Raw genomic sequence first — 23,109 nt, forward strand, 5'->3', positions numbered from 1 at the left:
ATGGACAACGAAGCGAAACTCCGGGAATACCTCAAGCGGGCGACCGCGGATCTGCGGCGCACCCGGCAACGCGTCCACGACCTTGAAGAACAGCACCTGGAGCCGATCGCGATCGTCGGGATGACCTGCCGGTACCCGGGCGGTGTGTCCTCGCCGGAGGACCTGTGGCACCTGCTCGCAGAGGGCGGTGATCCGATATCCGAGCCGCCCGCCGATCGTGGCTGGGACCTTGACAGGCTTCGGGACGAGTACGGCGCCGCCGTCCCGCAGTCGTTGTCCGGTGGGTTCCTGCGTGACGCGGCGGACTTCGACGCCGGCTTCTTCGGCATCTCCCCCCGGGAGGCGCTGGGCATGGATCCGCAGCAGCGGCTGCTGCTCGAAGCCTCCTGGGAGGCCGTCGAGCGAGCGGGCATCGACCCGATCGCACTACGGGGCAGCCAGACCGGGGTGTTCGTCGGCGCGATGTCGCCGGACTACCGCGACAGCCTGCCGCGCGACATCGACGCCTTCGGGCTCACGGGCACGGCGAACAGCGTGATGTCCGGCCGGCTGTCGTACACGCTCGGACTGGTCGGCCCGGCGGTGACGGTGGACACGGCCTGCTCGTCGTCCCTGGTCGCGCTGCACTGGGCCGCTCACTCGCTGCGGATGGCCGAGTGCACCCTGGCGCTCGCGGGCGGAGTGACGGTCATGTCGACGCCCAGCACCTTCATCGAGTTCAACCGCCAGGGTGGCCTGTCGCCCAACGGGCGATGCAGGGCGTACGCCGACAGCGCCGACGGCACGGGCTGGTCGGAGGGCGTGGGCGTGCTGGTGCTGGAGCGCCTGTCGGACGCGCGGCGTAACGGGCACCAGGTGCTGGCGGTCATCCGTGGCTCGGCGGTGAACCAGGACGGGGCTTCGAACGGTCTGACCGCGCCGAACGGTCCGTCGCAGCGGCGGGTGATCCGTGAGGCTCTGGCCGGCGCGCGGCTGTCGACGGCGGACATCGACGTGGTGGAGGGGCACGGGACGGGGACGACGCTGGGCGACCCGATCGAGGTCGAGGCGTTGATCTCCACGTTCGGCGAGGACCGGGAGCGGCCCTTGCTGCTGGGGTCGGTGAAGTCGAACATCGGTCACACGCAGGCGGCGGCGGGCATGGCCGGTGTGATCAAGATGGTCATGGCGATGCGGCACGGGGTGCTGCCGAAGACGTTGCACGTGGATGCGCCGTCGTCGCGGGTGGACTGGTCCGCGGGTGTGCTGGAGCTGCTGACCGAGCAGCGCTCCTGGCCGGAGACCGGGCGGCCGCGCCGGGCGGGGGTGTCGTCGTTCGGGGTCAGCGGCACCAACGCCCACGTGGTGCTGGAGGAGGCGCCGCAGGCCGAGGCGGACGCGCCCGCGGAGGATCGGGCGCCCTCGGACGCGGGCGTGGTGCCGGTGCCGGTGTCGGGCCGGACGGAGGAGGCGCTGCGTGCTCAGGCGGCGAGCCTTCTCGCGCACCTGGACGGTGTGCCCGAGACGGCCGTGGTCGACGTGGCGTTCTCGCTGGCCACGACGCGGTCGGCGTTCGAGCATCGGGCGGGCGTTCTCGCCGCCGATCGCGCCGAGCTGCGCGCGGGGTTGGCGGCGCTGGCGGACGGTGTCTCCGCCGCCGGAGTGATCAAGGGCCGCGGCAGGCAGGCCAAGCCGGCGGTGTTGTTCACCGGTCAGGGGAGTCAGCGGGCGGGGATGGGCCGGGAGCTGTATGACCGGTTCCCGGTGTTCGCGACGGCGTTGGACGAGGTGATCGCCGAGCTGGACCCGCTGCTCGACGGGTCGCTGCGCGAGGTGCTGTTCGCCGAGCCGGGGTCGGCCGAGGCGGAGGCACTGGATCAGACGGGGTGGGCGCAGCCGGCGTTGTTCGCGGTGGAGACGGCGCTGTTCCGGTTGATGTCCTCGTGGGGGGTTCGGCCGGAGGTGCTGGCCGGGCACTCGATCGGGGAGATCACGGCGGCCCATGTGGCCGGGGTGCTGTCGCTTGGGGACGCGTGCGCGCTGGTGGCGGGCCGGGCGCGGTTGATGCAGGCATTGCCGTCCGGCGGGGCGATGGTGGCGGTGCAGGCCGCCGAGGAGGACGTCGAGCCGTTGCTGGCCGGGCGCGGGGGCGAGGTGTCGGTCGCGGCGGTGAACGGCCCGGCCTCGGTGGTGATCTCCGGGGTCGAGCAGGCGGTCCTCGACATCGCCGCCGTCCTGGCGGAGCGGGGGGTCAAGACCCGCCGGTTGCGAGTGTCGCACGCGTTCCATTCGCCGCTGATGGATCCGATGCTGGCGGACTTCCGGGCCCTGGCCGGCAGGCTGACCTATCACCCGCCGCGGATTCCGGTGGTGTCGAACGTGACCGGGGAGACGGCCACCGCCGAACAGTTGTGCTCGCCGGATTACTGGGTGGACCAGGTGCGTGGCGCGGTCCGGTTCGCCGACGGGGTGCGCACCCTGCGCGCCCAGGGCGTCCGGGCCTATCTGGAGCTGGGCCCGGACGGGGTGCTGACCGCGATGGCCCAGGACACCCTGGCCGCCGAACCGGGCCCGCGCGACACTGACTCGACGCCGGATTCGCAGCTACGCGCCCAGAACTCCGGGTGGGAGCCGGACGAGGTGCTGGTGCCGGCGCTGCGCAGGGACCGGGACGAGCAGCGCGCGGTGATGTCGGCGCTGGCCGCTCTGCACGGGCGCGGGGTGTCGGTGGACTGGCATGCGGTGTTCCCCGGCGCCCGCCGGGTGGAACTGCCCACCTATGCCTTCCAGCGCGAGCGGTTCTGGCCTGATGGCGCGGGCTCGCGGGTGGGAGACGTGACGGCGGCGGGCCTGACGGCTGCCCGGCACCCGCTGCTGGGGGCTGCCGTGGGGTTGGCCGACTCCGATGAGGCGCTGCTGATCGGGAGGTTGTCGCCGAGGTCGCATCCGTGGCTGGCCGACCACATGGTGGGCGGGATGGTGGTGTTCCCCGGCACCGGGTTCCTTGAGCTGGCGGTGCGGGCGGGTGATCAGGTCGGCTGTGACGTGGTGGAGGAACTGACCTTGACCGCGCCGCTGGTGCTGGGCGGGGACGACGCCGTCGCGGTGCAGGTGCGGGTGGGACCTGCGGACGGGGCGGGCCGCCGGGAGCTGAGCATTCACGCTCGGCCGGTGGAGGCCGACGACCATGATGCGTGGGTACGGCACGCCGCCGGCGTGCTGGCGAGCCGTGATCACATCGCCGGGGTGGGCGGGGCCGGCACGCACTTCGATACGGCGGTGTTCGATACGGCGGTGTGGCCGCCACGGGGTGCGTCGGTGATCGAGCTGGACGGGTTGTATGACCGGCTGGCCGAGGGCGGGCTGGGCTACGGGCCGGTGTTTCGGGGGTTGCGGGCGGCGTGGCGAGGTGCGGACGGTGCGGTGTTCGCGGAGGTCGCCCTGCCCGGACAGGTGGTTGACGCGGGGTTTTTCGGGGTGCATCCGGCGTTGCTGGACGCGGCGTTGCACGCGGTGCCGTTCGCCGGGCTGGACGATGCCGAGGGCGGCCGGTTGCCGTTCTCCTGGGGCGGGGTGTGCCTGCACGCCGGTGGGGCGTCGGTGCTGCGGGTGCGGCTGGCCAGGACGGGCGCTGACGGGGTGTCGCTGGTGGCGGTGGATGCGGCGGGGGAGCCGGTGTTGTCGGCGCGGTCGCTGGTGCTGCGTTCCTTCTCGGCCGATGACCTGCCGGCCGCCGGCGGCCGGGTGCTGGGGCGGGATGCGCTGTTCCGTGTGGAGTGGACGGCGGTGCCGGAGCATGCGGTGGCCGGTGGGGTGCCGGTGGCGGTGCTGGGTCTGGGGGCGTTGGGTGCCGTTGCGGCGTGGCGGCCGGATGGGGATTCAATTCCGGTTCATATGGATCTGTCGTCGCTGGTGGAGGTGGGGCCGGTACCCGGGGTGGTGCTGACGCAGGTGGCCGTGGACCCGGCCGGGGAGATGACGGAGTCGGTTCACGAGTCGACCGCTCGGGTGCTGGGTCTGGTGCAGGCGTGGCTGGCCGATGACCGGTGTCATGGTTCCCGGCTGGTGTTGGTGACCAGGGGTGCGGTGGCGGTGGGTGACGGCGAGGTGGTGGCTGATCTCGCGGCGGCGGCGGTGTGGGGTCTGGTGCGCAGCGCGCAGTCGGAGAATCCCGGCCGGTTCGTGTTGGTGGATGTGGATGAGGAATCGGCGTTGTCGGCGTTGCCGGGGGTGTTGGCCTCAGGTGAGCCGCAGGTGGCGGTGCGCGGGGGTGAGGTGTGGGTGCCGCGTCTGGCACGGGTGGCGCCCGGCTCGGACCTTGGGGATGTCCTCGCCGATGACGGTGTCCGCTCGTGGGATCCCGAGGGGACGGTGTTGATCACCGGTGGGACGGGTGGTCTGGGTGGGTTGTTCGCGCGGCATGTGGTGGCCGAGCGTGGGGTGCGGCGTCTGCTGCTGACCAGCCGCCGGGGCCTGGACGCCCCCGGCGCGCTGGAACTGCGGGCCGAGCTGATCGCGCACGGGGTCGAGGTCGAGATCGCCACCTGTGATGTGGCCGATCGGGAGCAGGTGGCGGCGTTGCTGGCCGGGGTGAATGCCGGGCACCCGCTGACCGCGGTGATCCACACCGCCGGTGTGCTGGATGATGGGACGATTCCGTCGCTGTCGCCGGAGCGGTTGGAGACGGTGTTGCGGCCGAAGGTGGATGCGGCCTGGTATCTGCACGAGCTGACCCGGGATCTGGATCTGGCCGGCTTCATCGTGTTCTCGTCGGTGGCGGGAACGTTCGGGGCCTCCGGTCAGGGTAACTACGCGGCGGCGAACGCGTTCCTGGACGCGTTGGCGGAGGTGCGGCGGGCTGAGGGGCTGGCGGGGTTGTCGCTGGCGTGGGGGCCGTGGGCGCAGGACGCCGGGATGACCGGGGCCCTGGATGACGCTCAGGCGCGCCGGTTGACCCGCGCCGGGATGCCGGCGATCACCCCGGAGCAGGGTGTCGCGCTGTTCGACGCGGCCGTCCGCTCGGGTGAGCCGGCCGTGGCCCCGGTCCGGCTCGACCTGGCGGCGCTGCGGGCGCAGGGTGAGGTGCCGCATCTGCTGCGCGGGCTGGTACGGGACCTGCGCCGGTCGGCGGCGTCGACGGCCGCGGCCGGTGGCGGCACACTGGTCCGGCGGCTGGCCGGCCTGGAACGCGCCGACCGTGTCCAGGTCCTGGTGGACCTGGTGCGGGCCGAGGTGGCGCTGGTGCTGGGGCACGCCTCGCCGAAGACCGTGGACGTCCGGCGGGAGTTCCGCGAGCTGGGCTTCGACAGCCTCACCGCGGTGGAACTGCGCAACCGGCTGAACGTGGCGACCGGGTTGCGCCTGCCGGCCACGCTGGTGTTCGACCATCCCACGCCCGCCGTACTGGCGGAGTTCCTGCTGGACGAGGTGCTGGGCGAGCAGGACGACGCGGCCGTTCCGGCCACGATCGCGCCGGCCGCCGACGACCCGATCGTGATCGTCGGGATGAGCTGCCGTTACCCGGGTGGTGTCGCCTCACCCGAGGACCTGTGGCGGCTGGTGGCCGAGGGCCGTGACGCGATCACGGGATTTCCGGTCAATCGTGGCTGGGACCTGGACGCGCTCTACCATCCGGACGCCGACCACGCGGGCAGCTCGTACACCAGACAGGGCGGCTTCCTGCACGACGCGGCGGAGTTCGACGCGGACTTCTTCGGGATGAGCCCGCGGGAGGCCCTGGCGACGGACACGCAGCAGCGACTTCTGCTGGAGACCTCGTGGGAAGCCGTCGAGCGGGCCGGAATCGACCCGGTCACGCTCCGGGGCAGCCGGACGGGCGTGTTCGCCGGGGTGATGTACACCGACTACAGCGGGATGCTGGGCGCGGGCGAGTTCGAGGGCTACCGGGGCACCGGGACCGCCGCGAGCGTCGTCTCCGGCCGGGTGTCCTACACACTGGGCCTGGAAGGCCCGGCCGTGACGGTCGACACGGCCTGCTCGTCCTCACTGGTCGCGGTGCATCTGGCGGCACAGGCGCTGGTCTCGGGGGAATGCGCGCTCGCGCTGGCCGGCGGTGTGACCGTGATGGCCACACCCGGACCGTTCGTGGAGTTCTCCCGGCAGCGGGGGTTGTCCGCGGACGGGCGGTGCAAGTCGTTCGCGGACGGCGCGGACGGTGTGAGCTGGGCCGAGGGCGTCGGGGTGCTGGTGCTGGAGCGCCTGTCGGACGCCCGGCGCAACGGTCACGACGTGCTGGCGGTGCTGCGGGGCTCGGCGATCAACCAGGACGGTGCGTCCAACGGGCTGACCGCGCCTAACGGCCCCTCCCAGCAGAGGGTGATCCGCCAGGCGCTGGCCGGAGCGGGTCTGTCCCCGGCCGAGGTGGACGTGGTGGAGGGGCACGGGACCGGGACCACCCTGGGTGATCCGATCGAGGCGCAGGCGCTGCTGGCCGCCTACGGCCAGGACCGGCCCAAGGACCGCCCGCTGCTGCTCGGGTCGATCAAGTCGAACATCGGCCACACGCAGGCGGCGGCGGGTGTCGCGGGCGTGATCAAGATGATCATGGGCATGCGGCACGGCGTCGTGCCCAAGACCCTGCACGTCGACGCGCCGTCCTCGCACGTGGACTGGACCGCGGGCGCGGTCGAGCTGCTGACCGAGGCGCGGGAGTGGCCGGAGACGGGCCACCCGCGCCGGGCCGCCGTGTCGTCGTTCGGCTTCAGCGGCACCAACGCCCACCTCATCATCGAACAGGACACCGTCGAGCGGGCTCCATCGGCCGACAGGCCGCCGATGGCGGGCCTGCCGCTGCCGCTGCCGGTCTCGGGCAGGACCGAGCAGGCGGTGCGGGAGCAGGCCGCGCGGCTGCTGTCCCACCTGGAGGGCCGTCCCGAGACGAGGCCGGCCGACGTCGCGTTCTCGCTGGTGACCACCCGTTCCCCCTTCGAGCACCGGGCCGCCGTGCTGGCCGAGGACCATGCCGGAGCGCTGGCCGGGTTGCGCGCGCTGGCCGGCGGCCGGGCCGCGCCGGGAGTCGTACGCGGCCAGGCCGGATACGACCAGAAGCCGGCGTTCCTGTTCACCGGCCAGGGTGCCCAGCGCGTGGGCATGGGCCTGGAGACCTACGAGCGGTTCCCGGTGTTCGCCGAGGCCCTTGAAGGCGTGCTCGCGGCGCTGGCCCCCCAGATGGCCTCCTACCTGGACCGTCCGCTGCGGGAGGCACTGTTCTTCGACGCGGAGCTGCTCGACCGTACGGTGTACACGCAGCCGGCGCTGTTCGCCCTGGAGGTCGCGCTGTACCGGCTGGTGGAGTCGTGGGGCGTGCGCCCGGCCGCGCTGGCGGGGCACTCGATCGGGGAGCTCGTCGCGGCGCACGTCGCCGGGGTGCTGACGCTGGAGGACGCCTGCGCGCTGGTGGCCGCGCGGGGCCGGTTGATGCAGGCGCTCCCGGCCGGCGGTGCGATGGTGGCGATCCAGGCCGGCGAGGAGGAGATCCTGGAGTCGCTGGCCGGGCGCGAGGGCGAGGTGTCCGTCGCGGCGGTCAACGGCCCGGCATCGGTGGTGATCGCCGGGGTCGAGGCCGCGGTGCTGGAGGTCGCCGCCGGGTGGGCCGCCCGGGAGCGCAGGACCAAGCGGCTGCGGGTGTCGCACGCGTTCCACTCTCCGCTGATGGAGCCGATGCTCGCGGAGTTCCAGGCGGTCGCCGAGACGGTGTCGTACGCACCCCCGCGGATCCCGGTGATCTCCAACGTGACCGGCGGGTTCGCCACGGACGAACTGTGCTCACCGGCCTACTGGGTGCGGCACGTGCGGGAGACGGTCCGGTTCTGCGACGGCGTGCGGGAACTGCACGGGGCGGGCGTGACCGCGTTCCTGGAGATCGGGCCGGACGGCGTGCTGACCGCGATGGCCCAGGACGCCCTTCCCGCGGAGGCGGATGCGCTGCTGCTGCCCGTGCTGCGCGGCGACCGCGACGAGAGCACCGCCCTCATGACCGCGCTGGCCGAGCTGCATGTGAACGGCGTACGCGTCGACTGGCCGACCCTGCTCCGCGGGGCCCACCGGGTGGACCTGCCGACGTACGCGTTCCAGCACGAGTCGTTCTGGCCGGAGCCGCCGTCGGCCGCGAACGACGCGGTCGCCGACCCGGCGGACGCGCGGCTCTGGGACGCGGTCGGGCGCGGCGACGCCGGGGACGTGGCCGCGATCCTTGGCCTGCGCGACGAGCACTCCTCCTCGCTGGACACCCTGCTCCCGGCCCTGTCGTCGTGGCGACGGAGCCGGAGCGAGGCGTCGGCGCTCGACTCCTGGCGCTACCGGGTGGAGTGGAAGCCCCGCCGTACGCCCCCTCTCACCATGCTGGAGGGCACCTGGCTGGTGGTGACCGCCGACGGGATCCCGGACGGCGACGTGGTCGCCGCGCTGGACGGTCACGGGGCGCGAGTGGAGCGGCTCGTGCTGGAGGGGACGGACGCCGACCATACGTCGCTCGCGGCCCGGCTCCGGGAGCTGGACGAGATCTCCGGTGTGGTGTCGATGCTCGCACTGACGGAGGCGCCCGTCGCGGACGGCGGGGCGGTACCGAGCGGTCTCGTGCTCACGGTCGCGCTCCTGCGGGCGCTCGGCGACGCGGAGATCGACGCGCCGCTGTGGTGCGTCACCCGTGGCGCGGTGTCCGCGGCTCCCGGCGACCGGGTGACACGTCCGGTCCAGGCGCAGGTGTGGGGCATGGGCCGGGTCGCTGCCCTGGAGCATTCGAAGCGGTGGGGCGGCCTGGCCGACCTGCCCGAGGTCGTCGACGGGCGTGCCGCCCAGGGGCTGGCGAGCGTGCTGGCGGGTCTGGACGGCGAGGACCAGGTGGCGGTCCGGGCGTCGGGCGTGTTCGGCCGGCGGCTGCGGCGTCACCCGGCCGCGCCCGACCCGGTCGGCGGCGGTACCGCGTTGAGTTCCGGCGGGACGGTGCTGATCACCGGTGGGACCGGCGCCCTGGGCGCGGCCACCGCGCGGTGGCTGGTACGCGGCGGCGTCACGCACCTGGTGCTGACCAGCCGGCGCGGCATGGACGCCCCCGGGGCGGCGGAGCTGCGCGACGAGCTGCTCGCGCTGGGGGCCGAGGTGAGCGTCGTGGCCTGCGACGTGGCCGATCGCGACGCGCTGGCCGCCGTGCTGGCCACGATCCCGGCCGAGCACCCGCTCACCGGGGTCGTCCACGCGGCCGGGGTGGGGGAGGCCGTCGCGCCCCTTGAGCAGGCGGACGCCGCCACCTTCGCCGAGGTGATGACGGCGAAGGTGGCCGGCGCCGCCAACCTGGACGACCTGCTCGGAGATCGCGAGCTCGACTTCTTCGTGCTGTTCTCCTCGATCGCCGGGGTGTGGGGCAGCGCGGGGCAGGGCGCCTACGCGGCGGCCAACGCCTACCTCGACGCGCTGGCCGAGCACCGGCGTGCGCGCGGTCTCGCCACGACGTCGGTGGCCTGGGGCGCGTGGGCCGAAGCCGGCATGGCCGCGACGGAGGACATGGCCGACTACCTGCTCAGGCGCGGGCTGGCCTTCCTGCCGCCCGATCTCGCCATCGGCGAGCTGAGCCGGGCGGCCGGCGGCCGGGACGCGGTGGTGACGGTCGCCGACGTCGACTGGGACCGGTTCTATCCGATCTTCACCTCGACCCGGCCCAGCCACCTGTTCGGCGAGCTCGCGGAGGTCAGGGCACAGCGCGAGAGCGAGAACGGGGCAGGGGCCTCCGGCGACCCGGAATTCGTCGCGCGGCTGCGGCACCTGACCGAGAAGGAGCAGCGGCGCAGGCTGCTGGATCTGGTGCGCACCGAGGTGGCGGCCGTGCTGCGGCACGCCTCAGCCGAGGTGGTCTCCGAGCGGCGCGCCTTCCGCGAGCTGGGTTTCGACTCGCTGACCGCGGTGGAGCTGAGAAAGCGGCTGGTCGCGGTGACCGGCCTGGCGTTGCCGAGCACGCTGGTGTTCGATCACCCGAACCCGGCCGCACTGGTGGAGTTCCTGCGGTCGCAGGTCGTGGGCTCGGCGGGCGAGGTGGGCGCGGACGCCGGGGCTCCGGTCGCCGTCCACGCCGACGAACCGATCGCGATCATCGGGATGGCCTGCCGGTTCCCCGGCGGCGTCGGCTCTCCCGAACAGCTGTGGGAACTGGTGACCGACGGGGTCGACGCGATCTCCGGATTCCCCGCCGACCGGGGCTGGGACGCGGAAGGGCTCTACGACCCCGACCCCGATCACTCCGGCACGACGTACTCGGTCGAAGGGGGGTTCCTCCACGACGCCGGCGACTTCGACCCCGGGTTCTTCGGGATCTCACCGCGCGAGGCACTGACCATGGACCCGCAGCAGCGGCTGCTGCTGGAGACCGCGTGGGAGGCCATCGAACGGGCCGGGATCGATCCCTTCGCGCTGCGCGGCCACTCGACCGGCACGTTCATCGGCTCCAGCTACCAGGAGTACGGCTCGGACGCCGCCGACGCCGAGGGACACCAGGTCACCGGCACCATCCCGAGCGTGCTGTCCGGCCGGGTGTCGTACGTACTCGGCCTGGAAGGGCCCGCGGTCACGGTCGACACGGCATGCTCGTCGTCGCTGGTGGCGCTGCACCTGGCCTGCCAGTCGCTGCGTAACGGCGAGAGCTCGCTCGCCCTGGCGGGCGGCGTGACGGTGATGACCACCCCGGCCGCCTTCGTGGCGTTCAGCCGCCAGCGGGCCCTGGCCGCCGACGGCCGGTGCAAGGCGTTCTCCGACGCGGCCGACGGGATGAGCCTGGCGGAAGGGGTCGGCCTGCTCCTGGTGGAGCGGCTGTCCGACGCGCGGCGCAACGGCCACCCGATCCTTGCGGTGGTGCGCGGTTCGGCGGTGAACCAGGACGGCGCGTCCAACGGGCTGACCGCGCCCAACGGTCCCTCCCAGCAGCGGGTGATCCGGAAGGCCCTGGTAGGCGCGCGGCTGTCCCCGGCCGAGGTGGACGCGATCGACGCGCACGGCACGGGTACGGGCCTGGGCGACCCCATCGAGGTCCAAGCCCTCCTCGCCACGTACGGGCAGGGCCGGGAGCGCCCGCTCCTGCTCGGGTCGGTCAAGTCGAACATCGGCCACACACAGTCCGCGGCGGGCGTGGCCAGCGTGATCAAGATGGTCATGGCGATGCGGCACGGGGTGCTGCCCAAGACGTTGCACGTGGGCACGCCGTCGTCCCACGTGGACTGGACGGCGGGCGCGGTCGAGCCGCTGACCGAGGCCATGCCGTGGCCGGAGACCGGACGGCCGCGCCGGGCCGCGGTGTCCTCCTTCGGGATCAGCGGCACGAACGCCCACGCGATCCTCGAACAGGCGCCGGATGCGGAGGAACCGGCCGGCGACGTCGCGCTCGCGGGTCCCAACGCCGATGCCGCCGCTTCCGATCGTGATCACGTTCCCGGTGCGGTGCCGTGGGTGGTGTCGGGCCGGACGGCGGAGGCGCTGCGCGCACAGGCGCGGCGGCTGGCCTCGCACGTGGCCGACCTCGGTGAGCCCGATCCGGCCGTCGTGGGCTTCTCGCTGGCGACGTCGAGGTCGGCGTTCGAGCACCGCGCGGTCGTGGTGGGCGGTGACCGCGACGCGCTCTCCGCCGCAGTGCGGGCGGTGGCCGCGGGCGAGTCCGCGCCGGGCGCGACCCAGGGAGTGGCGGACGTCGAGGGCAAGACGGTCTTCGTGTTCCCCGGGCAGGGCGCGCAGTGGGCCGGTATGGGCGCCCTGCTGCTGGAGCAGTCCCCCGTGTTCGCCGAGCGTATCGCCGAGTGCGGCCTGGCCCTGAGCCGGCATGTCGACTGGTCGCTGATCGATGTGCTGCGCCAGGTGGAGGGCGCGCCGTCGCTGGACCGGGTGGATGTCGTGCAGCCGGTGTCGTTCGCGGTGATGGTCTCGCTGGCGGCGATGTGGCGTGCTCACGGGGTGGAGCCCGACGCGGTGATCGGGCACTCCCAGGGGGAGATCGCCGCCGCCTGCGTGGCGGGCGCGCTGTCCCTGGACGACGCCGCGCAGGTGGTGGCGGTGCGCAGCCTGGCCATCGCGCGGCGGCTGGCCGGCGCCGGAGGGATGATGTCGGTCTCGCTCCCGGTACCGGACATCGAGGAGAGGCTGCGCCCCTGGGGCGAGCGGATCTCGATCGCGGCGGTCAACGGGCCGCGTTCGGTCGTGGTGTGCGGCGACCCCGACGCGCTCGATGAGCTGTCGCGGCGGTTGACCGAGGAGGGCGTGCGGGCCCGGCGGGTCGCGGTCGACTACGCGTCGCACTCGGCCCATGTCGAGCGGCTCCAGGAGGAGCTGCCGCAGGCCCTGTCGGCGATCCGGCCGCAGCGGGCCGAGGTGCCGTTCCTGTCCACGGTGACCGAGGACTGGCTGGACGGCACGGAGCTGGACGCGGACTACTGGTACCGCAACCTACGGCGGGCCGTCCGGTTCGAACCCGCGGTGCGGTGCCTGCTGGCCGCTGGGTACCGGGCGTTCATCGAGGTCAGCCCGCACCCGGTGCTGACCGGCGCGATCCAGGAGACGGCCGAGGAGGCGGGTGGGACCACGGCGGGCACGGTGGTCGCCGGGACTCTGCGTCGCGACCAGGGCGGCGCGGAGCGCTTCCTGACCTCCCTGGCGGAGGTGTTCGTGCGCGGTGTGCCGATCGACTGGCGAGCGGTCTTCGACGGCACGGGCGCCCGCCGGGTGGAGCTGCCGACGTACGCCTTCCAGCGGGAGCGGTTCTGGATACGGCGCGCCGAGGCGCGGACGACCGGCGCGGCGGACCCGGCGGACGAGCGGTTCTGGGCGGCGGTGGAGCGCGAGGACCTCGACTCGCTGGCTTCGGGACTGGACGTGGGCACGGGGGCACTGGCCGCGGTGGTACCCGCGCTGTCCTCTTGGCGTCGCCGGCAACGGGCCCGGTCCACCGTGGACTCCTGGCGCTACCGCGTCGCGTGGCGGCCGATGACCGGCCTCGCCTCCACCCCCCTGTCGGGCACGTGGCTGCTCGTCACCACAGAGGGCCTCACGGGCGATGACGTCGCCGACGCGCTGACCGCGCACGGCGCGCGGGTCCGCAGGGTCGTGCTCGACGAGTCGTGCACAGACCGCGTTCTGCTGGCGCGCGTGCTGACCGGCGTGCCGGCCGGTGCGCCGGGCGATGCCGGGGCACCGGGCACCGGGCTGGACGCCTCGCTCGACGAGGGGGAGCACCTCTCCGGCGTGGTGTCCCTGCTGGCCCTGGCCGAACAGCCCACCGATCGATACCCGGAGCTGGCCACCGGTCTGGCGCTGACCGTCGCGCTCGTGCAGGCCCTGGGCGACGCGGACATCGACGCGCCGCTGTGGTGCCTCACCCGTGGTGCGGTCTCCACCGGCCGGTCGGATCCGGTGACCAACCCCGTCCAGGCGCAGGTCCACGGCGTGGGCTGGACGGCCGCGCTGGAGCACCCGCGGCGGTGGGGCGGCCTGGTCGATCTGCCCGGGACGCTCGACCAGCGCGCGGCGCGGCGCCTGGCGAGCGTCCTCGCGGGCGGCAGCGGCGAGGACCAGCTCGCGATCCGGCCCTCCGGCCTGTTCACTCGACGGGTGGTGCCGGCGCCGGTATCGGCAGCGGATCGGGAGCCGGCGCGCAGGTGGACGCCGCGCGGGACCACCCTGGTGACCGGCGGCACCGGAACGCTCGCCCCGCACCTGGCCCGCTGGCTCGCCGCCGAGGGGGCCGAGCAGGTGGTGCTGACCAGCCGCCGTGGCATGGACGCTCCCGGCGCGGCCGAGCTGCTGGCCGAGCTGGCCGAGCTCGGCACGACCGCCACGATGGCGGCGTGTGACGTGTCCGATCGCGACTCCGTCGCCGGCCTGCTCGCGCGGTTGCGGGCGGAGGGCCACGTCGTCCGTACGGTGGTGCACGCCGCCGCCTCCATCGAGCTGCACACCCTGCAGGACACCACCATCGAGGCGTTCGCCGAGGTGGTGCGGGCCAAGGTCGTCGGCGCCCGGCACCTGGACGAGCTGCTGGACGCGGACGAGCTCGACGCCTTCGTGCTGTTCTCCTCGACGGCGGGGATGTGGGGCAGCGGGCGGCACGCGGCGTACGTGGCGGGCAACGCCTTCCTCGGCGCGCTGGCGGAGAACCGGCGTGCCCGGGGGCTGCCGGCCACGTCGATCTCCTGGGGCATCTGGTCGGACGACCGTGATCTCGGGCGGGTCGATCCCGAGCAGATCCGGCGCAGCGGGCTCGTGTTCATGGAGCCGGACCTCGCGCTCGAAGGATTCCGGCAGGCGCTGGCCGGCGAGGAGACCGCGCCGGCGATCGCCGACATCGACTGGGAGCGGTACTTCCCGGTCTTCACCTCCGTGCGGCCGAGCCGGTTGTTCAGCGAGGTGCCCGCCGTACGGCGGCTGGCCGAAATCGCCGAGCGCCCGGCCGTCGCGGCGAGCGATGGGGAATTCGTCACCCGGCTGCGCGGGCTGCCGGCGTCCGAGCGGGACCGCCTGCTGCTGGAGCTGGTGCGCGCCCAGGCGGCGACCGCGCTGGGCCACTCCTCAGCCGACGCCGTCGCCGAGCGGCAGGCGTTCCGCGACATGGGCTTCGACTCGGTGACCGCGGTCGATCTGCGCAACCGGCTGGCCAGTGCGACGGGCCTGACGCTGCCCAGCACGCTGGTGTTCGACCACCCGAACCTGGAGGCGCTGGCGGAGTTCCTGCGCGCCGAGATCGCCGGGACGCAGGCCGGATCGGCGGCCGTGGCCGGCCCGGTGCGGGCCGCCTCGGACGAGCCGATCGCGATCATCGGGATGGCCTGCCGCTACCCGGGCGGGGTCCGGTCGCCGGAGCAGCTGTGGCAGATCGTGCTCGACGGCGTCGACGCCATCTCCGAGTTCCCTGGGGACCGTGGCTGGGACGTCGAGGGGCTTTACCACCCCGACCCGGAGCGTACCGGCAAGACGTACTCGACCCAGGGCGGTTTCCTCCACGACGCGACGGAGTTCGACGCCGACTTCTTCGGGATCTCGCCGCGCGAGGCGCTGGCGATGGATCCGCAGCATCGGCTGGTGCTGGAGACGGCGTGGGAGACCGTCGAACGGGCCGGGATCGCCCCCTCGGCGCTGCGTGGCAGCCTGACCGGCACCTTCATCGGTTCCAGCTACGCGGACTACAGCGCGGCGATGACCGGGCAGGGGGCGGGCCTGGAAGGTCACCTGGTCACCGGCACCGTGCCGAGCGTGCTGTCCGGCCGGGTGTCGTACCTGTTCGGGCTGGAGGGCCCGGCCGTCACGCTGGACACGGCGTGCTCGTCATCGCTGGTGGCGCTGCACATGGCCTGTCGGTCGCTGCGTGACGGCGAGAGCTCACTGGCACTGGCCGGTGGGGTGACCGTGATGTCCACCCCCGATGCCTTCATCGGGTTCAGCCGGCAGCGGGCCATGGCCCCCGACGGCCGGTGCAAGGCGTACTCCGACTCGGCGGACGGGATGTGCCTGGCCGAGGGCGTCGGCCTGCTGCTGGTGGAGCGGCTGTCCGACGCCGAGCGCAACGGGCACCCGATTCTCGCGGTCATCCGCGGGTCGGCGATCAACCAGGACGGCGCCTCCAACGGGCTCACCGCGCCCAACGGCCCGTCGCAGCAGCGGGTGATCACGCAGGCGCTGGCCAACGCCGGGGTGTCGCCGGCGGAGGTCGACGTCGTCGAGGGCCACGGAACAGGGACGGCGCTGGGCGACCCGATCGAGGCGCACGCGCTGCTCGCGACCTACGGCCAGGACCGGGACGCGGACCGTCCGCTGCTGCTGGGGTCGGTCAAGTCCAATATCGGGCACACCCAGATGGCGTCCGGTGTGGCCGGCGTGATCAAGATGGTCATGGCGATGCGGCACGGCCTGCTGCCCAGGACACTGCACGTGGACGAGCCGTCGTCGCACGTGGACTGGTCCAGCGGCGCCATCGAGCTGCTCACCGAGCCGAGGGAGTGGGTGCGCGCCGGGCACCCGCGCCGGGCCGCGGTGTCGTCGTTCGGACTCAGCGGCACCAACGCCCACGCGGTGCTCGAAGAGGCGCCGCCCGCCGCCGCCCGGGTCCGGGAGGCCGAGCCCGTCGTCGTTCCCGTACTGGTATCGGGCAAGAACGAGCAGGCCCTGCGCTACCAGGCGGGGCGGCTGCTGTCCCTGCTGGAGGAGTCGCCCGGTCTCCACCCCACAGACGTCGCCTTCTCCCTGGCGACCTCGCGGTCGCACCTCGACCAACGCGCGGCGCTGGTCGGGCGGGAGCGCCAGGAGATCATCGACGGGTTGCGGGCGCTGGCCGAAGAGCCGCTGGACGGTGCCGTCGCTCCGGGGGCCGTCGTCCACGGCACCGCCGCCCGCGGTTCCCTGGCCTTCATGTTCACCGGCCAGGGCGGCCAGCGCGCGGAAATGGGCCGCGAGCTGTACGGTCGCTTCCCGGTGTTCGCGGACACGCTCGACGAGGTGCTGTCCCACCTGGACGCGGATCTGGATCGCCCGCTGCGCGAGGTGCTGTTCGCCCCGGCGGGTACGGCGGAGGCCGCCCTGCTGGACGAGACCGGCTACACCCAGCCGGCGCTGTTCGCCTTCGAGGTGGCCCTGTTCCGGCTGCTCGAATCGTGGGGCATCAGGCCCGACTACCTCACGGGCCACTCGGTGGGGGAGATCGCCGCGGCGCACGTCGCCGGAGTGCTGTCGCTGCCGGACGCGTGCACCCTGGTGGCGGCCCGCGCCCGCCTGATGCAGGCGCTGCCCGCCGGTGGGGCGATGGTCGCGCTGGAGGCCCGCGAGGAGGAGGTGCTCCCGCTGCTGGCCGGGCACGAGCACCAGGTCTCGATCGCGGCGGTGAACGGCCCGCAGTCGCTGGTCGTCGCCGGCGAGGAGGAGGCCGTCCTGAAGATCGCGGCACGGCTCGCCGCCGAAGGACGCAGGACCAGGCGGCTCCAGGTCTCCCACGCGTTCCACTCCCCGCGGATGGAGGCCATGCTCGACGACTTCGGCCGGGTCGCGCGAGGCCTGTCGTACGCGCCCCCGGAGATCCCGGTCGTCTCGAACGTGACGGGCGAGGCGGCGACCGCGGAGCAGCTCTGCTCCCCCGAATACTGGGTGGCGCACATCCGCCGACCGGTCCGCTTCGCGGACGGCGTGCGGTGGCTGGCCGAGCAGGGCGTCGGCACCTTCCTCGAACTCGGTCCCGACGCCGTTCTCACGGCCCTCGCCGCCGACTGCCTCACCGACCGGCCCGGCGCGCGTCCGATCCCGGTGTCGCGCCGGGATCGTGCCGAGGAGCAGGCCATCACCACCGCGGTGGCCCGGCTGCACGTCCATGGCTTCGCCGTGGACTGGCGAGGGTTCTTCGCCGGCACCGGCGCCGAGACGGTCGACCTGCCGACCTACACCTTCCAGCGCCGGCGGTTCTGGCCGGACACCGCGGCGGCCGCCGCACTCGCGCCCGGTGGCACGGCGGACGCCGGCTTCTGGGACGCCGTCGAGCGCGGCGACGTGGCGGCGCTGTCGGAGGGGCTGGACGTCGACGGTGACGCGCTGGAGGCGTTGCTCCCGGCGCTGTCCTCGTGGCGCCGCGACCGCCGGGAGCGCTCCGCCGTGGACGACTGGCGGTATCGGACCGTCTGGAAGCCGCTGTCCTCCTCGACGGCCACGCCCTCCGCGAGGGTACGGGGCCGGTTGCTCGTGGTGGTCCCGGTGCGGCCGGTGGGTGAGGAGTGGGTGACCTCGCTGGCGGGCGCGCTGGGCGCGGAGACCGACTGGATCGAGGTCGGCGAGCCCGACCGGGAGGCACTGGCCGCGCGCCTGCGGGAGCTGTGTTCCGACGGCTCCAGGCCCGCCGCGGTCGTGTCGCTGCTGGCACTGGACGAGCACGACCTCGCCGGGTATCCAGGGGTTCCGGCCGGTCTCGCGCTGACGGTCGCGCTGGCGCAGGCGCTCGGTGACGCCGGGGCCGACGCACCCCTGTGGTGCGTGACCCGTGGCGCGGTGTCGGTGGGGCGTTCGGAACAGGTGTCCAGGCCGGTGCAGGCCGCTGTGTGGGGTCTCGGCCGGACCGCGGCGCTGGAACAGCCGAGGCTGTGGGGCGGGCTGGTGGATCTGCCGGAGACCCTCGACCCGGTCACCGTCTCCCGCCTGGTCGGCGTGCTGTCCGACGCTCAGGGGTACGGCGTGCAGGGCGAGGACCAGCTCGCCGTACGTCGCTCCGGGGTGTTCGGCCGACGCCTGGTGCGCGCTCCGCTCGGCGAGAAGCCCGCCGAGCGGGAGGCCGCCCCGCTGGGCGCCGCGCGGATCGCCGCGGGCACCGTGCTGATCACGGGAGGCACGGGAGGACTGGGGGCCCGCCTCGCGCGCTGGGCGGCAGGCGCCGGTGCCGCGCACGTCCTGCTGGTCGGCCGCCGCGGGCCGGACGCTCCGGGCGCGACCGAACTGCGGGACGAGCTGGCCGGCCTCGGCGCCCAGGTCAGCGTCATGGCCTGCGACGTCGCCGATCGCGACGCCCTGGCCGCCGTGCTGGCTCAGATCCCGCGGGAACGGCCGCTGACCGCGGTCTTCCACGCGGCGGGAGTGGTCGACGACGGGGTGCTGGACGGAATGACGCCGGAGCACCTCTCCTCGGTCCTGCGGGCGAAGGCCGTCGCCGCGCTCAACCTGCACGAACTGACCGAGCGGCTGGACCTGCCGGCGTTCGTGCTGTTCTCGTCCACGGCCGCGACCTTCGGCGCCGCGGGCCAGGCCAACTACGCGGCCGCCAACGCCGTGCTCGACGCGCTGGCGGAGCACCGGCGCGGGCTGGGCCTCCCGGCGACGTCGATCGCCTGGGGGCCGTGGGCCGGGGCCGGCATGGCGGCGGACGGCGCCGTGGTGGAGGGCAGGATGCGCCGGGTCGGCCTGGAGATGATGCCTCCGGACCTGGCGATCCGCGCGTTGCGGCAGGCGATCGAGCACGAGGACACGGCGCTGACCGTCGTCGACGTCGACTGGCCTCGCTTCGTCGCCGCCTTCGCCGCGATCCGGCGCTATCCGCTGGTGAGCGACCTTCCTGAGGTGACCGCGGCCGCCGGGGCGACGGAGGGCGGGACGGATGGGGCCGTCACGACGGAGCGGGCGTTCCGGCGGTGGCTGGCCGACCTGCCCGTCGCCGAGCGGAGCCGGGCCGTACTGGACCTGCTGCGCGGCCGGGTGGCCGCGGTACTCGGCCATGCCGAGGTGGACGGCGTCGCGCCGGACCGTCCGTTCAAGGATCTGGGGTTCGACTCGCTGACCACCGTCGAACTGCGCAACGCGCTGGCGGCGACGACGGGGCTGATCCTGCCCGCGACGCTGGTGTACGACTATCCCACCCCCAGCGCGCTGGCGGATTTCCTGCTGGCCGAACTGCTCGGCTCGATGCCGCACGAGGAGTCGTGGCCCGGGTCGCAGGCCGTGACGGCACGCGCCGCCGACGACGACCCCATCGTGATCGTCGGCATGAGCTGCCGGTTCCCCGGTGGGGTGAGCTCCCCCGAGGAGCTGTGGCGGCTGCTGATGGACGGGGGAGAGGGCATCTCCTCGTTCCCCGACGATCGGGGATGGGACCTGGAGGCGCTCGTCGGAGGGATGTCGGCCACGAGCGTCGGCGGCTTCCTGCGGGACGCGACCGAGTTCGACGCCGAGTTCTTCGGCATCTCACCGCGTGAGGCGCTGGCGATGGACCCGCAGCAGCGCCTGGTGCTCGAAGCCGCCTGGGAGGCGCTGGAGCGGGCCGGCATCGATCCCCTCGACCTGCGGGGCAGCGACGGCGGCGTCTTCGTGGGCACCAACGGCCAGGACTACGTCGGCCTGCTCAAGAGTTCCGGCGCGGACGTGCAGGGGCACGTGGCCACCGGTACCACGGCGAGCGTCATGTCAGGGCGGCTGTCCTACACGCTGGGGCTGGAGGGGCCCGCGATCACCGTCGACACCGCGTGCTCGTCCTCCCTGGTCGCCCTCCACTGGGCCGCGCAGGCCCTGCGCGGCGGCGAGTGCTCGCTGGCGCTGGTGGGCGGTGTCTCGGTGATGTCGAGCCCGGACTCGTTCGTCGAGTTCAGCGTCCAGGGTGGTCTGGCCCCCGACGGGCGGTGCAAGGCGTTCTCCGACTCGGCTGACGGCACCGGCTGGTCGGAAGGCGTCGGCGTGCTCGTGCTGACACGCCTGTCGGACGCGCGGCGGGGCGGTCATCCGATCCTCGCCGTGGTACGCGGGTCGGCGGTGAACCAGGACGGCGCGTCGAACGGGTTGACCGCGCCGAACGGCCCGTCGCAGCAGCGGGTGATCCGGCAGGCACTGGCCGCGGCGGGGCTGTCCCCGGCCGAGGTCGACGCGGCCGAGGCGCACGGCACCGGCACGGCGCTGGGCGACCCGATCGAGGCGCAGGCCCTGCTGGCGACATACGGCCAGGAGCGGGATCACCCGCTCCTGCTGGGGTCGATCAAGTCCAATCTCGGCCACACGCAGGCGGCGGCGGGTGTCGCCGGTGTGATCAAGATGGTGCTGGCCATGCGGCACGGCATGCTGCCCAGGACGTTGCACGCCGAGGTACCGGCGTCGCACGTGGACTGGTCGTCCGGGGCCGTCGAACTGCTGACCGAGCCTCAGCGGTGGACGCGGAAGGGGCGACCGCTGCGGGCCGGCGTCTCCGCCTTCGGGATCAGCGGCACCAACGCCCACGTCATCCTGGAGCAGGCACCCCTGGACGAGCCGTCCCCCGAGCCGCCCGGCGAGCGGAGGGTTCCCGCGGTCGTGCCGTGGGTCGTCTCCGGCCGGACCCGGGAGGCGCTGCGGGCCCAGCTCGATCAGGTACCGGCCGCCGACCGCGACCTCGATCCGCTGGACGTCGGCTACTCGCTGGCGAGCCGGTCGATGTTCCGGCACCGCGCGGTGCTGCTGGCCACCGCCGACGGAGTGTCGGAGATCGCGCGTGGCGAGGCCACCGCCGTCGCGGGCAGGTCGGCGATGCTGTTCGCCGGGCAGGGCTCCCAGCGCCCCGGCATGGGCCGGGAGTTGTATGCCAGGTTCCCGGTGTTCGCGCAGGCACTGGACGCGGTGCTCGCGCAGCTCGACGTCGAGCTGGACCGCCCGCTGCGGACGGTCCTGTTCGCCGAGGCGGGCTCACCTGAGGCCGAGCGGCTTGACCAGACCCAGTGGACGCAGCCCGCGCTGTTCGCGATCGAGGTGGCTCTGTTCCGCCTGGCGGAGTCGTGGGGGCTGCGCCCGGACCTGGTGGCCGGGCACTCGATCGGCGAGATCGCCGCGGCGCACGTCGCCGGTGTGCTGACACTGGCGGACGCGTGCACCCTGGTCGCCGCCAGAGGGCGCCTGATGCAGGCGCTACCGGCCGGGGGCGCGATGGTCTCCGTACAGGCCACCGAGGACGAGGTTCTCCCGATACTCGCCGGGCGCGAGCACGAGGTGTCGATCGCCGCGGTCAACGGACCGTCGGCGGTGGTGATCGCCGGGGTGGAGGGGCCGGTCACCGAGCTCGCCGCCCACCTCGCGGCCGAGGGCCGCAAGACCACCCGGCTGGTCGTCAGCCACGCGTTCCACTCGCCGTTGATGGACCCCATGCTGGAGGAGTTCCGCCGGGCCGTACGAGGGCTCGGGTTCTCACCGCCGGCCATCCCGCTCGTCTCCGGCCTGACCGGCGAGCCGGTCGCCGTCGAGCGGCTCTGCTCACCCGACTACTGGGTCGACCACGCTCGGCAGGCGGTCCGCTTCGCCGACTGCGTGCGCACCCTGCGCGGTTCCGGCGTGAGCACGTTCGTCGAGCTCGGCCCGGACGGCGTGCTGTCCGCGCTGACCCAGCACTGCCTGGCGGCCGACGGTACCGAGGCCGGCACCCTGGTCGTGCCGATGCTGCGTAAGGACCGCGGCGAGGAGGCGTCGGCCGTGGACGCGCTGGCCCGGCTGCACGTCCACGGGCTGCCGGTGGACTGGCGGTCCCTCTTCACCGGATGCGGCGCGCGGCGCGTCGACCTGCCCACGTACGCCTTCCAGCGCCGGAGGTACTGGCCCGAGGCCGTCGCCCCGGTCGTCGCCCCGGCGGGGGACCCGGTGGACGCCGAGTTCTGGGCCGCGATCGAGCGTGCGGACCTGACGTCCGTGGCGGCCACGCTGGATCTGGAGGCGGACTCGCTGTCAACGGTGCTGCCCGCGCTGTCATCCTGGCGCCGCTCGCGCCGCGAGCACACCCTCGTTGACTCCTGGAGCTACCGGGTGGCCTGGAAGCCCCTGGCCGCCGTGCCGTCCGCCGTCCCGTCCGGGAGGTGGCTGGTGGCCGTCCCGGCCGGCCGGTCCGAGGAGGGGGAGTGGGCGGAGGCGCTCGATGCCGTGGGTGCCGCCCTGGCGGGCCCCGATGCTCTGATGCGTCTCGACGTCACGCACACCGGCCGTGCGAGGCTGGCCGCACAACTCGTCGAACTGCTCGGCGGCCCGGACGCCGACGGCCGGGCGCCGGTGGGTGTGATCTCCCTGCTGGCGCTCGCCGGGACGGGCGATGACGGCCTGCCCGAGGTGGCGTTGACGGCCGCGCTGGTGCGGGCGCTGGGCGACGCGGGTGTCGACGCGCCGCTGTGGTGCGTCACCCGAGGCGCGGTGTCGGTGGGCCGATCCGACTCGCCACCGAGCCCGGGGCAGGCCGCGGTCTGGGGCCTCGGCCGGGTGGCGGCGCTGGAGCACCCCCGGCGCTGGGGAGGCATGATCGACCTGCCCGAACTGCTCGACCGGCGGGCCGTCGCCCGGTTCGCCGGTGTGCTGGCCGACGGCCCGGACGGCGAGAGCGAGGTCGCCGTGCGCGCCTCCGGAGTGTTCGGCCGCCGGCTCGTCCCGGCCCCCGCCGGGGACGCCGACCGGTCGTGGCGGCCTCGTGGCACGGTGCTGGTCGCCGGGGACACGGGAGTCTCCGGCGAGCGCATCGCCCGCTGGCTGGCCGACGCGGGCGCCGGCCGAGTCGTGCTGGCCGGGCGCCCCGCCCCGCTGGAGCCCGCCGAGGTGGATCCCCGGGTGACGATCAGGCACTGCGACCTGGTGGATCGGGAGGCCGTGGCCGCCCTGCTGGCGGAGTTCCCGCCGGACGCGGTCGTCTACGCCGAGGAACCG

Annotated in this window: 1 protein-coding gene (only partly in view); it reads left to right on the top strand. The window is 73.9% G+C overall.

Annotation, left to right across the window (positions count from 1 at the left end; all coding sequences use genetic code 11):
• On the top strand, positions 1-23,109 hold the 5' portion of the coding sequence (locus tag ABT061_RS42845; protein WP_350929137.1) for a type I polyketide synthase. The gene runs 5,691 nt beyond the window's last position; 23,109 of the gene's 28,800 nt are visible here — the first part of the coding sequence; it begins with the start codon at positions 1-3; the stop codon falls past the right edge of the window.

The organism is Streptosporangium sp. NPDC002544, from assembly GCF_040295965.1.
In the GTDB taxonomy this organism is placed as follows: Bacteria; Actinomycetota; Actinomycetes; order Streptosporangiales; family Streptosporangiaceae; genus Streptosporangium.